We start from the raw sequence: 12,217 nt of genomic DNA, 5'->3' as shown, positions 1-12,217 counted from the left end.
GGGCCGCTTTGCGGCCCTGTGGGAGCGGGCTCGCCCCGCGAAGAGGCCGGCTCTGGCAACGGAGTCGTATGGCAACGGCTTCGCCCTTGTTCGCGGGGCAAGCCCGCTCCCACAGTGCCCCGGCGATTGCGAATCATGTGAGGCGCCCTTGATCAACCTCACCCCCTGGCTCCAAGCCCCCGCCTGGCACATCGCCTTCTCTGGTGGCCTGGACTCCACCGTCCTGCTGCACCTGCTGGCCGATTACGCCCGCACCCATACCGCGCCCCCGTTGCGCGCCATCCATATCCATCACGGCCTGCAGCCCGCCGCTGACGCGTGGCCAGCCCACTGCGAGCACGTCTGCGCCAACCTCGGCGTCGAACTTCGTGTGGTCCACGTCCAGGTCGCCCCCGGCGCCAGTCTCGAACAGGCGGCCCGCGATGCCCGTTATGCGGCATTCACGAAGGTAGTAGGCCCCGGTGAGGTGCTGTTCACCGGCCAGCACCGCGATGACCAAGCCGAAACCCTGCTATTTCGTTTGCTGCGCGGTGCCGGGCTACGTGGCCTGACCGCGATGCCGGCGCAGCGTCCGCTGGGGCAGGGCAGCCTGGCCAGGCCGTTGCTGGCGATTGCCCGCCAGCAGCTGCACGCGTATGCCCAGGCCCAAGGCTTGACCTGGATCGAAGACCCCTCGAACAGCGACACCGCCTTTGCCCGCAACTATTTGCGCGGCGAAGTGTTCCCGGTGTTGCAGCAGCGTTGGCCGCAAACCAGCCAGAACCTTGCCCGTTGCGCAGAGCACCTGGGCGAAGCGCAGGGTTTGCTGGACGAGGTGGCTCAGGCGGATCTGGCTAAGGCCGAGGAGGGGGCCGCTGCATGGGTGGGGCTGGATTCCCTGGCGCTTGCGGTGCTCGCGGCGTTGTCACCCGCTCGTCAGCGCAATGCCCTGCAATACTGGCTCAGCCAGCGCACCCGGCTGCCGGATGCGCGCCACTGGGCTGGCTGGGCCGACCTGCGCGATGCCGCAGCCGACGCCCAGCCGACCTGGCGCTTGGCCGACGGCCGGTTGCTGCGCAGTAACGGCCGTATCTGGTGGCTGAGCGGTGACTGGCTGCAGGCGCCGCAAGGCGAATTCGCCTGGGCAGACTCGGCTTGCGAGCTGGCCTTGCCGGGCAACGGCAGCGTTCGGCTGACTGCGCCCAAGCCCCTGGCGGGCCTGACTGTCCGCTATCGCCAGGGCGGTGAAGTGCTTGAGCTTGCCGGGCGCGGTCGACGCGACCTCAAGCGCCTGCTCAACGAGCTGCAGGTGCCGCCTTTCGTGCGTTCGCGCCTGCCCTTGCTGTATCAGGGCGAGCGCTTGCTGGCCGTGGCCAACCTGCCGGCACTGGGGCAGGCAGATTGCCAACTGCACTGGCAGTTACCGACGAACGCGCAAGGTTTGAGCTGAAGGGTACATTCCGGTAGACTACCCTCCCTTCTTGATACAACTTCTGTGGGTTCCTCGAAAACACAGCAGTTGCCGATTACCACGCAGTTTTTTGCTGGGCTGATTCTGGAAATGACGAGCGAGCTCCATGCCGGGGATACCCTGGTTTGTACAGACGCGGCAGTTTTTCGAGATGCACTGTGATTGACGCAGGTGATCGGGGGCTTCGGCCTTCCTTCGCTTTCTCCGGCGGCGCTGGCCGCCTTAACGCAGACTTCTAGGGTTTTTCATGACGCGCTACATATTCGTCACGGGCGGTGTTGTTTCTTCATTGGGGAAAGGCATTGCCTCGGCTTCCCTGGCGGCCATCCTGGAAGCGCGGGGACTCAAGGTCACCATGCTCAAGCTGGATCCGTACATCAACGTCGATCCTGGCACCATGAGTCCGTTCCAGCACGGTGAAGTCTTCGTCACCCAGGACGGCGCCGAGACTGACCTTGACCTGGGCCACTACGAGCGGTTCATCCGCACGACCATGACCCAGAACAACAACTTCACCACCGGCCGTATCTACGAGCACGTGCTGCGCAAGGAGCGCCGTGGTGACTACCTGGGCGCGACCATCCAGGTCATCCCGCACATCACCGACGAAATCAAACGTCGCATCATCAAGGGCGCCGGCGATGCCGACGTGGCCCTGGTTGAAATCGGCGGTACGGTCGGCGACATCGAGTCGCAGCCGTTCCTCGAGGCCATCCGCCAGCTGCGCGTCGAAGTGGGCTCCAAGCGCGCCATGCTGATGCACCTGACCCTGGTCCCGTACATCGCTACCGCAGGCGAAACCAAGACCAAGCCGACCCAGCACTCGGTCAAGGAGCTGCGCTCCATCGGCCTGCAGCCTGACGTGCTGATCTGCCGCTCCGACCACCCGGTCGATGCCTCGTCGCGCCGCAAGATCGCCCTGTTCACCAACGTTGAAGAGCGTGCGGTCATTTCGCTCGAAGACGTCGACACCATCTACAAGATCCCGGGCGTGTTGCATGCCCAGGGCCTGGATGACTTCGTCACCGAGCGCTTCGGCCTGCAGTGCGACAGCGCCGACCTGTCCGAGTGGGACAAGGTCGTCGATGCCAAGCTCAACCCAGAGCACGAAGTGACCATCGCCATGGTCGGCAAGTACATGGAGCTGCTGGATGCGTACAAGTCGCTGATCGAAGCGATGAGCCACGCCGGCATCACCAACCGTACCAAGGTCAACCTGCGCTACATCGATTCTGAAGACATCGAGAACCAAGGCACCAGCCTGCTCGAAGGCGCCGACGCCATTCTGGTACCGGGCGGTTTCGGCCTGCGCGGTGTCGAAGGCAAGATCACTGCGGTGCAATACGCCCGTGAGAACAAAGTGCCTTACCTGGGTATCTGCCTGGGCATGCAAGTTGCCGTGATCGAGTTCGCCCGTAACGTGATGGGCTGGAAAGACGCCAACTCCACCGAGTTCGACCGCAACAGCGGCCACCCGGTTGTCGGCCTGATCACCGAGTGGGCCGATTCTACCGGCGCCGTCGAGACCCGTACCGAAGCTTCCGACCTGGGCGGCACCATGCGCCTGGGCGCGCAGGACTGCCAGATCGTCTCGGGCTCCAAGGTTCACGATTGCTACGGCAAGGACGTGATCACCGAGCGTCACCGTCACCGCTACGAAGTGAACAACAACCTGCTGCCACAACTGGTCGATGCTGGCCTGGTGGTTTCCGGTCGTTCCGAAGACGGCGCGCTGGTTGAGGTGGTCGAGTCCAAGGACCACCCATGGTTCGTCGCTTGCCAGTTCCACCCAGAGTTCACCTCGACCCCGCGTGACGGCCACCCGCTGTTCAGTGGTTTCGTCAAGGCAGCCCTGGCTCAGAAGAACAAGGCCTGATCAATGACCCAGAAGATCATTCGCGTCGGTAACATCGAGATCGCCAACGACAAGCCGTTCGTCCTGTTCGGCGGCATGAACGTCCTGGAATCCCGTGACCTGGCAATGAAGGTCTGCGAAGAGTACGTGCGGGTCACCGAGAAGCTCGGTATCCCGTATGTGTTCAAGGCCAGCTTCGACAAGGCTAACCGTTCGTCGGTGACGTCCTACCGTGGCCCAGGCATGGAAGAGGGGCTGAAGATCTTCGAGGAGATCAAGCGCACCTTCAACGTGCCGGTGATCACCGACGTGCACGAGCCTTACCAGGCCGAGCCGGTGGCCAAGGTCTGCGACATTATCCAGTTGCCGGCCTTCCTGTCGCGCCAGACTGACCTGGTGGTGGCCATGGCCAAGACCGGCGTGGTGATCAACATCAAGAAGGCCCAGTTCCTCGCGCCCCAGGAGATGCAACACATCCTGGCCAAGTGCGAAGAGGCGGGTAACGACCAGTTGATCCTCTGCGAGCGTGGTTCGAGCTTCGGCTACAACAACCTGGTGGTGGACATGCTCGGCTTCGGCATCATGAAGCAGTTCGAGTACCCGGTCTTCTTCGACGTGACCCATGCCCTGCAGATGCCGGGCGGTCGCTCGGACTCTGCCGGTGGCCGTCGTGCCCAGGTCACCGACCTGGCCAAGGCTGGCATGAGCCAAGGCCTGGCCGGCCTGTTCCTCGAGGCTCACCCTGATCCGGACAATGCCAAGTGCGATGGCCCTTGCGCCTTGCGCCTGGACAAGCTGGAGCCGTTCCTCACCCAGCTCAAGCAACTGGACGAGCTGGTGAAAAGTTTTCCGACGGTAGAAACCGCGTAAAGCTCATTTCTCGGGTAAAGTACCGCCCGTTCTCTCCCTGACCAAACGGTCAGGGAGCGCTTTCATCAGGCCTGCCTGCTGCATACCCCGCCTGATGAAGTGCAAGGATTTCCTAAGCTGCGTTGTTTTCGTCAATTCTGGAGTGCTTACAACAATGGCAAAAATCGTCGACATCAAAGGTCGTGAAGTTCTCGATTCGCGTGGCAACCCCACCGTGGAAGCCGATGTACTGCTCGACAACGGCATCATCGGCAGTGCTTGCGCGCCGTCCGGTGCTTCCACCGGCTCGCGCGAAGCGCTGGAGCTGCGTGATGGCGACAAGAGCCGTTACCTGGGCAAGGGCGTGCTGAAAGCCGTCGCCAACATCAACGGCCCGATTCGCGACCTGCTGCTGGGCAAGGACCCTTCCGACCAGAAGGCTCTGGACCGCGCCATGATCGACCTGGACGGTACCGAGAACAAAGCCAAGCTGGGCGCCAACGCCATCCTGGCTGTTTCCCTGGCTGCCGCCAAGGCCGCTGCCCAGGACCAGGACCTGCCGCTGTACGCGCACATCGCCAACCTGAACGGCACCCCGGGCCAGTACTCGATGCCGGTTCCGATGATGAACATCATCAACGGTGGCGAGCACGCCGACAATAACGTCGACATCCAAGAGTTCATGGTGCAGCCGGTTGGCGCCAAGACCTTCTCCGATGGCCTGCGCATGGGCACCGAAATCTTCCATCACCTGAAGGCTGTACTGAAGGCTCGCGGCCTGAACACTGCCGTCGGTGACGAAGGTGGCTTTGCGCCGAACCTGGCGTCTAACGAAGACGCGCTGGCCGCCATCGCCGAAGCCGTTGAAAAGGCCGGCTACAAGCTGGGCACCGACGTGACACTGGCCTTGGACTGCGCAGCTTCCGAGTTCTATGAAGACGGCAAGTACAACCTGTCTGGCGAAGGCAAGTCGTTCGACGCCGAAGGCTTTGCCGAGTACCTGAAAGGCCTGACCGAGCGCTTCCCGATCATCTCGATCGAAGACGGCCTGGACGAGTCCGACTGGGCTGGCTGGAAGATCCTCACCGACAAGATCGGCGAGAAGGTGCAACTGGTCGGTGACGACCTGTTCGTGACCAACACCAAGATCCTCAAGGAAGGCATCGAGAAGGGCATCGGTAACTCGATCCTGATCAAGTTCAACCAGATCGGCTCGCTGACCGAGACCCTGGAAGCCATCCAGATGGCCAAGGCTGCAGGCTACACCGCGGTGATTTCGCACCGTTCCGGTGAAACCGAAGACTCGACCATTGCCGACCTGGCTGTAGGCACCGCTGCTGGCCAGATCAAGACCGGCTCGCTGTGCCGTTCCGACCGCGTCTCCAAGTACAACCAACTGCTGCGCATCGAAGAGCAACTGGGTGCCAAGGCGGTTTACCGTGGTCGTGCCGAGTTTCGCGGTTAAGCAAGAGATGGTAAAAAGACAGCAGCCGGAGCTGTAGGAGCTTTCGTACTGAATTTTCCTACACTTGCAAAGGGTTTCTGTCGACGAAGCCTGGCCTCGGCCAGGCTTCGTGCTATTCGAGGCCCCGAAGTGAACAGTAAGCGGCGGTCTTTTTAACCTGGATACCTTGATGCGCAGTCCCTATTGGTTGTTCCTCGTTCTGCTTCTGCTGTTGGGTGGCCTGCAGTACCGCCTGTGGGTGGGCAATGGCAGCCTGGCGCAAGTGACCGAGCTCAAGCAGCAGATCGCCGAGCAGCACGCCGAAAACGAGCGTCTGCTTGAGCGTAACCGCGTGCTTGATGCAGAAGTCCTGGAGTTGAAGAAAGGTATGGAGACCGTGGAAGAACGGGCTCGTCATGAATTGGGGATGGTCAAAGAGGGTGAAACCCTCTTCCAGTTGCCGCAAAAATGACTGACACATTACCGGCCTTCTGGGCCGTGATTCCTGCTGCGGGCGTGGGTGCCCGCATGGCTGCCGACCGCCCCAAGCAGTACTTGCAACTGGGTGGGCAGACACTTCTCGGGCATAGCCTCGACTGTTTTCTTGGCCATCCAACGCTCAAGGGCGTGGTGGTCAGCATTGCCGCAGACGACCCTTACTGGCCCGGCCTGCGCTGTGCCAGCGACCCGCGCATCCAGCGCGCGGCGGGCGGTCGCGAGCGTGCCGACTCGGTACTCAACGCGTTGCTGTTGCTGCATGCCCAAGGGGCTTCGGACAGCGACTGGGTGCTGGTGCACGATGCCGCGCGGCCGAACCTGGCGCGCAGTGACCTGGACAAGCTGCTGTCGGAGCTGGCAGATGACCCGGTGGGGGGGCTGTTGGCGGTGCCGGCGCGCGATACGTTGAAGCGTGCCGACAGCCATGGCCGGGTGAGCGCTACCGTAGACCGCAGCACCATCTGGCAGGCGTATACGCCGCAGATGTTCCGCCTGGGGGCCTTGCACCGCGCATTGGCCGAGTGCCTGGTGTCGGATGTGGTGGTCACCGACGAAGCTTCGGCCATCGAGTGGTCCGGCCAGGCGCCGCGGCTGATCGAAGGGCGCAGCGATAACATCAAGGTGACCCGGCCGGAAGACCTTGAGTGGTTGCGCCAGCGCTGGGCGGGGCGCCGCTGACACTGTAATCCTGTGCTGGCCCTTTCGCGGGCAAGCCCGCTCCTACAGGGAATTGCGATCTCTTGTAGGAGCGGCCTTGTGCCGCGAAAGGGCCGCAAAGCGGCCCCAGTGCACTATCAAGCCACACGATACTCCGGCAACCCCGCCAACCCTTCCTTCAGATAATCCACCAGCCGCCTTACCTTCGGCGACAGATGCCGCTGCTGCGGGTACAACGCCCACACCGCCGTATTCGGCGGCTGATGCCCCTCCAGCAGCGATACCAGTGCCCCCGTGTTCAGGTGCTCCAGCACGTAATAGTCCGGCAACTGGCACAAGCCCATCCCCTGCAGCGCGGCGTCGAGCACGGCCTGCCCGCTGTTGCAGCGCCAGTTTCCCTGTACCCGCTGGCTGATCTCGCGGCCATCCTGCTGCAGCGCCCACAAGTCCGAACTGCCAATCAGGCAGTTGTGCCGCGCCAGTTCCGACAGGCTGTGCGGCCGGCCGTAACGCTCCAGATACGCCGGTGAGGCGCACAGGTACATGCGCCGCGGCGCCAGGCGGGCGGCAACCAGCCTGGAGTCGGCAAGCCGGCCGAGGCGAATGGCCAGGTCCATGCCTTCATGCAGCAGGTCCAGCGTGCGGTTGCTCAGTTCCACTTCCACCCTCAGCTGCGGGTACAGCGCCATGAAGCGCGTCACCAGCGGCACGATGAAGCGCTCGCCGTAGGCCACCGCACAGGTCATGCGCAGCAGCCCCTTGGGCTCGCTGGCCAGGTCGCCCATTGCCCGCAGGGCTTCTTCACGGCCATCTTGCAGGCGCTGGCAATGCTGCAGGAAGGTCTGCCCGGCCTCACTCAGGGTGACACGCCGGGTGCTGCGGTACAGCAGGCGCGTCTGCAGGCGTTCTTCCAGGCGGGCGATCTGCCGGCTGATGTGCGAAGACGATACGCCCAGGCGCTCCGCCGCCGCGGTGAACTGGCCAGACTCGGCCACCGCCACGAATTCGTCGATGCCTTCCCAGCGGCTACTCATTGATTGTCCCTGTGCGGCAATAATGTTTTGTCTTGGCCTGGATTATTCATCAAAACCCCCTGAATTACACTGCAAGACTGAATTGACCCCTTGTTTGGAGACCGTTGATGATCAAGTCCCGTGCTGCCGTAGCCTTCGAAGCCAAGAAACCCCTGGAAATCGTCGAAGTGGACGTGGCCATGCCCAAGGCCGGCGAAGTGCTGCTGCGCGTGGTTGCCAGCGGTGTTTGCCATACCGACGCCTACACCCTGTCCGGCGCTGACCCGGAGGGTATCTTCCCGTCGATCCTTGGTCACGAAGGCGGCGCGATCGTCGAGGCAGTGGGCGAGGGCGTGACCTCGGTGGCCGTGGGTGACCATGTGATCCCGCTGTACACCCCTGAGTGCGGCCAGTGCAAATTCTGCCGTTCGGGCAAGACCAACCTGTGCCAGGCCATCCGTGCCACTCAGGGCAAGGGCCTGATGCCAGACGGCACCACGCGCTTCTCGTACAAAGGCCAGCAGCTGTTCCACTACATGGGCACCTCGACCTTCTCCGAGTACACCGTGTTGCCAGAAATCTCCGTGGCCAAGATCCAGAAGGAAGCCCCGCTGGAGAAGGTCTGCCTGCTTGGCTGTGGCGTCACCACCGGTATCGGCGCGGTCATCAACACCGCCAAGGTCCAGCCGGGTGACACCGTGGCCATCTTCGGCCTCGGCGGCATCGGCCTGTCGGCGATCATTGGCGCCGTCAAGGCCAAGGCCTCGCGCATCATCGCCATCGACATCAACCCGGCCAAGTTCGAGATAGCTCGTCAGCTGGGTGCCACCGATTGCATCAACCCGAAAGACTACGACCGCCCGATCCAGGAAGTGATCGTCGACCTCACCGACGGCGGCGTGGACTTCTCCTTCGAGTGCATCGGCAACGTCCAGCTGATGCGTGCGGCCCTGGAATGCTGCCACAAAGGGTGGGGCGAGTCGGTCATCATCGGCGTTGCCGGTGCTGGCCAGGAAATCGCCACCCGTCCGTTCCAGCTGGTCACCGGTCGCGTCTGGCGCGGCTCGGCGTTCGGTGGCGTACGCGGCCGCAGCGAGCTGCCAAGCTATGTCGAAATGGCCGAGAAGGGCGAGATCCCGCTGGACACCTTCATCACCCACACCATGGGCCTGGAAGACATCAACAAGGCCTTCGACCTGATGCATGAAGGCAAGAGCATCCGCAGCGTGATCCACTTCTGAGGTCTGCCATGAGCCTGGACAACATTTCTTGCCAGAAAAGCTTCGGCGGCTGGCACAAGCGGTACCGGCACCCGTCCAAGGTGCTCGGCTGCGACATGGTGTTCGCGGTGTATCTGCCTCCTCAGGCCGAACAGGGGGCCAAGCTGCCGGTGCTGTACTGGCTGAGCGGCCTGACCTGCACCGACGAGAACTTCATGCAGAAGGCCGGCGCCCAGCGCCTGGCTGCCGAGCTTGGGTTGATCATCGTTGCGCCCGACACCAGCCCGCGTGGCGAGCAGGTGCCGGGCGACCCGGATGGCGCCTGGGACTTTGGCCTGGGGGCCGGCTTCTACCTCAATGCCACCCAGCAACCGTGGGCGCAGCACTACCGCATGCATGACTACGTGGTAGAGGAGTTGCCCGCGCTGATCGAGGCGCACTTCCCGGCCTCGGACCAGCGCAGCATCAGTGGCCACTCGATGGGCGGGCATGGCGCATTGGTGTGCGCCTTGCGTAACCCGGGGCGCTACCGTTCGATCTCGGCTCTCTCGCCGATCAGCAACCCGATGGACTGCCCGTGGGGTGAAAAGGCCTTCAGTCGCTACCTGGGCGAGGACCGTGCGCGTTGGCGCGAGTGGGATGCCAGCGTGCTGCTGGCCGAGACACCCGCGGGCAGCTGCCCGCCGTTGCTGGTGGACCAGGGCGATCGTGATGACTTCCTCGAGAAGCAGCTCAAGCCTGAGGCACTGGAGCAGGCCGCGCGCAAAGGGGGGCATGCACTGACCCTGCGCCTGCAGCCTGGCTATGACCATAGCTACTACTTCATCGCCAGCTTCATCGAAGACCACGTGCGCCATCATGCGAAGGCGCTGGGCCGGGTGTAAGGCGCAGCCCCAATACCGCACAAAGCAGGTAGAATCACGCCCTGACTCAATCAGGGCGTTTTTCTATGCGTATTGGCCACGGCTACGATGTGCACCGTTTCTGCGACGGTGATTTCATTACCCTGGGCGGGGTCCGTATCCCCCACAAACACGGTCTCCTGGCCCACTCCGACGGTGACGTGCTGCTGCACGCCCTGAGCGATGCCTTGCTGGGCGCTGCGGCGCTGGGTGATATCGGCAAGCACTTCCCCGACACCGACCCGCAGTTCAAGGGTGCCGATAGCCGTGCCTTGTTGCGTCATGTGGTCGCTATCGTCCAGGCCAAGGGCTGGAAGGTGGGCAATGTCGACGCCACCATCGTTGCCCAGGCGCCGAAAATGGCGCCGCACATCGAGACCATGCGCCAACTGATCGCCGAAGACCTGCAAGCCGAGCTCGAGCAGGTCAACGTCAAAGCGACCACCACTGAAAAGCTGGGCTTCACCGGCCGTGAGGAGGGGATTGCCGTGCATGCGGTCGCCCTGTTGCTGCCAGCATGACCGAACTGGAACTGCTGGGCCCGCGTGCATCGGGTGAAGCGCTGGGCACTGCGGTGCTCAAGGCTGTGGCTGAAGACTTCCAGGTCGACGAGGTGCTGGATATCCCGCTGTCGGGCCAGGGTGAGCACCTGTGGTTGTGGGTCGAAAAGCGCGACCTCAACACCGAAGAAGCGGCCCGCCGATTGGCCCGCGCCGCAGGCGTGCCGGCCCGTTCGATCAGCTATGCCGGCCTCAAGGACCGCCAGGCCCTGACCCGTCAGTGGTTCAGCCTGCACCTGCCCGGCAAGGCCGACCCGGACCTGTCGCGTGCCGAGGATGCCAGCCTGCGCGTGCTCAAGCAGGTGCGTCACCAGCGCAAGCTGCAGCGTGGCGCGCATTCGGCCAACGGCTTCACCCTGCGCCTGACGGCCCTGGCGGCCGATCACGCTGCGCTGGACGCGCGCCTGGAGGCGCTCAAGCAGCACGGCGTGCCGAACTACTTCGGCAGCCAGCGGTTTGGCCATGGCGGCGGTAATGTCCATGACGCCCTCGACTGGGCGGCCCGCAAGGCGCTGCCAGAGCAACGCAATGTGCGTTCGCGTTTGCTTTCGGCAGGGCGCAGCTACCTGTTCAACCAGATTCTCGCCGCCCGGGTTGCCGACGGCAGCTGGGCCCGTGCGCAAGTCGGGGACCTGTTGGCCTTCACCGATAGCCGTAGTTTCTTTCCCGCGACCGAGCAGGAATGTTCCGATCCGCGCTTGGCGATTCTCGACCTGCATCCCACCGGTGCGCTGTGGGGCGAGGGCGAAACCCCCGCCGCAGGTGCCACTGCCGCGTTGGAAAGCGCAGTCGCCGCGCGGCAGCCGGCACTGTGCCATTGGCTGGCCCAGGCGGGCATGGATCACGAACGGCGCATTCTGCGGCTCCCTATTGGCGGCCTGACGTGGCATTATCCCGAGCCTGATATCCTGCAACTGGAATTCGTCCTTCCGGCCGGATGCTTCGCCACCGTGGTGGTGCGCGAAGTCGTGGATCTGGTGTCGGCAGGGCAGACGGACAGCCCATGCGTATTCTGATTTCGAACGACGACGGTGTTACCGCACCTGGCCTCGCCGCGCTGCACGCTGCGCTGGTGGATTATGCCGAGTGCGTGGTAATCGCCCCGGAGCAAGACAAGAGCGGCGCCAGCAGTTCGCTGACGCTGGACCGGCCGCTGCATCCGCAGACCCTGGCCAACGGTTTCATCAGCCTCAATGGCACGCCCACCGATTGCGTGCACCTGGGGCTCAATGGCCTGTTGCCGCAGACCCCAGACATGGTGGTGTCGGGGATCAACCTGGGCGCGAACCTGGGCGACGACGTGCTGTATTCGGGCACCGTCGCCGCCGCGTTGGAAGGCCGCTTCCTGGGCAACACGTCGCTGGCGTTTTCGTTGCTCTCGCGCCAGCCGGACAACCTGCCCACGGCGGCCTACATCGCCCGCCGGCTGGTGGAGGCGCAGTCGCGTCTCACACTGCCGCCGCGCACCGTGCTCAACGTCAATATCCCCAACCTGCCGTTGGAGCACATCCGCGGCATCCAGCTCACCCGCCTGGGTCACCGGGCGCGGGCGGCGGCGCCGACCAAGGTGGTCAACCCGCGCGGCAAGGAGGGGTACTGGATTGCCGTGGCCGGCGATGCCGAAGACGGTGGCCCGGGCACGGACTTCCACGCGGTGATGCAAGGCTATGTATCGATCACACCGCTGCAGCTTGACCGCACCTTCAACGATGCTTTCGAACAGCTCGACGGTTGGCTGGAGGGCCTGCTCTGATGCGTGAGGACGATAT

Annotated in this window: 12 protein-coding genes; 11 read left to right on the top strand and 1 reads right to left on the bottom strand. The window is 63.6% G+C overall.

The features are described from left to right. Positions 1–148 precede the first annotated feature (148 nt). From tilS to ispD, 6 genes are all read left to right on the top strand, one after another. Positions 149–1,429, top strand: coding sequence for a tRNA lysidine(34) synthetase TilS (gene tilS, locus GIB19_RS05370; RefSeq protein ID WP_274884096.1), 1,281 nt, complete (start codon positions 149–151; stop codon positions 1,427–1,429). A 268-nt stretch (positions 1,430–1,697) separates the two neighbouring features. Further along, a complete protein-coding gene (locus GIB19_RS05365; RefSeq protein ID WP_027595808.1) occupies positions 1,698–3,326 on the top strand; it encodes a CTP synthase in 1,629 nt (542 codons plus the stop codon). A gap of 3 nt (positions 3,327–3,329) precedes the next feature. After that, positions 3,330–4,175, top strand: coding sequence for a 3-deoxy-8-phosphooctulonate synthase (gene kdsA, locus GIB19_RS05360; protein WP_027595809.1), 846 nt, complete (start codon positions 3,330–3,332; stop codon positions 4,173–4,175). A 154-nt stretch (positions 4,176–4,329) separates the two neighbouring features. After that, entirely contained in the window at positions 4,330–5,619 is a 1,290-nt protein-coding gene (gene eno, locus GIB19_RS05355; RefSeq protein WP_027595810.1) for a phosphopyruvate hydratase, read from the top strand. 169 nt (positions 5,620–5,788) lie between these two features. Continuing rightward, positions 5,789–6,070: a cell division protein FtsB gene (gene ftsB / locus GIB19_RS05350; RefSeq protein WP_004375443.1), complete on the top strand. Its 282-nt coding sequence runs from the start codon at positions 5,789–5,791 to the stop codon at positions 6,068–6,070. Next, the gene (ispD, locus tag GIB19_RS05345; protein ID WP_274884085.1) at positions 6,067–6,774 is read left to right on the top strand and encodes a 2-C-methyl-D-erythritol 4-phosphate cytidylyltransferase; all 708 of its coding nucleotides are present in this window, start codon (positions 6,067–6,069) and stop codon (positions 6,772–6,774) included. The genes ftsB and ispD overlap by 4 nt, the downstream gene beginning before the upstream one ends. A 116-nt stretch (positions 6,775–6,890) precedes the next feature. On the opposite strand, the gene GIB19_RS05340 is transcribed toward ispD, so the two are convergent. Then, a complete protein-coding gene (locus GIB19_RS05340; RefSeq protein ID WP_099428493.1) occupies positions 6,891–7,787 on the bottom strand; it encodes a LysR substrate-binding domain-containing protein in 897 nt (298 codons plus the stop codon). A gap of 107 nt (positions 7,788–7,894) precedes the next feature. On the opposite strand from GIB19_RS05340, the gene GIB19_RS05335 reads away from it, so the two are divergent. The 5 genes from GIB19_RS05335 (at position 7,895) to surE (ending at position 12,201) form a co-directional block, all read left to right on the top strand. Further along, on the top strand, positions 7,895–9,007 hold the full coding sequence (locus GIB19_RS05335) for an S-(hydroxymethyl)glutathione dehydrogenase/class III alcohol dehydrogenase (RefSeq protein WP_186676041.1): 1,113 nt from the start codon (positions 7,895–7,897) through the stop codon (positions 9,005–9,007). Between the two features lie 8 nt (positions 9,008–9,015). After that, the gene (gene fghA, locus GIB19_RS05330) at positions 9,016–9,870 is read left to right on the top strand and encodes an S-formylglutathione hydrolase (protein WP_274884082.1); all 855 of its coding nucleotides are present in this window, start codon (positions 9,016–9,018) and stop codon (positions 9,868–9,870) included. Between the two features lie 65 nt (positions 9,871–9,935). Then, positions 9,936–10,409, top strand: a complete 474-nt coding sequence (ispF, locus tag GIB19_RS05325; protein WP_274884080.1) for a 2-C-methyl-D-erythritol 2,4-cyclodiphosphate synthase — start codon at positions 9,936–9,938, stop codon at positions 10,407–10,409. Further along, positions 10,406–11,464, top strand: a complete 1,059-nt coding sequence (gene truD / locus GIB19_RS05320; RefSeq protein ID WP_099428496.1) for a tRNA pseudouridine(13) synthase TruD — start codon at positions 10,406–10,408, stop codon at positions 11,462–11,464. The genes ispF and truD overlap by 4 nt, the downstream gene beginning before the upstream one ends. After that, positions 11,452–12,201: a 5'/3'-nucleotidase SurE gene (surE, locus tag GIB19_RS05315; protein ID WP_027595817.1), complete on the top strand. Its 750-nt coding sequence runs from the start codon at positions 11,452–11,454 to the stop codon at positions 12,199–12,201. Before truD ends, surE begins: the two co-directional genes overlap by 13 nt. Positions 12,202–12,217 lie beyond the last annotated feature (16 nt).

The sequence above is a fragment of the Pseudomonas sp. ITEM 17296 genome, from assembly GCF_028895205.1.
In the GTDB taxonomy this organism is placed as follows: Bacteria; Pseudomonadota; Gammaproteobacteria; order Pseudomonadales; family Pseudomonadaceae; genus Aquipseudomonas; species Aquipseudomonas kermanshahensis.
The sequence above is the reverse complement of the archived record's forward strand: the minus strand, read 5'-3'. Positions and strand labels throughout refer to the sequence as shown.

Coding starts and splice junctions, on each gene's coding strand:
- GIB19_RS05365 (WP_027595808.1), top strand. CDS start 1,698: ATGACGCGCTACATATTCGTCACGGGCGGTGTTGTTTCTTCATTGGGG.
- kdsA (WP_027595809.1), top strand. CDS start 3,330: ATGACCCAGAAGATCATTCGCGTCGGTAACATCGAGATCGCCAACGAC.
- eno (WP_027595810.1), top strand. CDS start 4,330: ATGGCAAAAATCGTCGACATCAAAGGTCGTGAAGTTCTCGATTCGCGT.
- ftsB (WP_004375443.1), top strand. CDS start 5,789: ATGCGCAGTCCCTATTGGTTGTTCCTCGTTCTGCTTCTGCTGTTGGGT.
- ispD (WP_274884085.1), top strand. CDS start 6,067: ATGACTGACACATTACCGGCCTTCTGGGCCGTGATTCCTGCTGCGGGC.
- GIB19_RS05340 (WP_099428493.1), bottom strand. CDS start 7,787: ATGAGTAGCCGCTGGGAAGGCATCGACGAATTCGTGGCGGTGGCCGAG.
- GIB19_RS05335 (WP_186676041.1), top strand. CDS start 7,895: ATGATCAAGTCCCGTGCTGCCGTAGCCTTCGAAGCCAAGAAACCCCTG.
- fghA (WP_274884082.1), top strand. CDS start 9,016: ATGAGCCTGGACAACATTTCTTGCCAGAAAAGCTTCGGCGGCTGGCAC.
- ispF (WP_274884080.1), top strand. CDS start 9,936: ATGCGTATTGGCCACGGCTACGATGTGCACCGTTTCTGCGACGGTGAT.
- truD (WP_099428496.1), top strand. CDS start 10,406: ATGACCGAACTGGAACTGCTGGGCCCGCGTGCATCGGGTGAAGCGCTG.
- surE (WP_027595817.1), top strand. CDS start 11,452: ATGCGTATTCTGATTTCGAACGACGACGGTGTTACCGCACCTGGCCTC.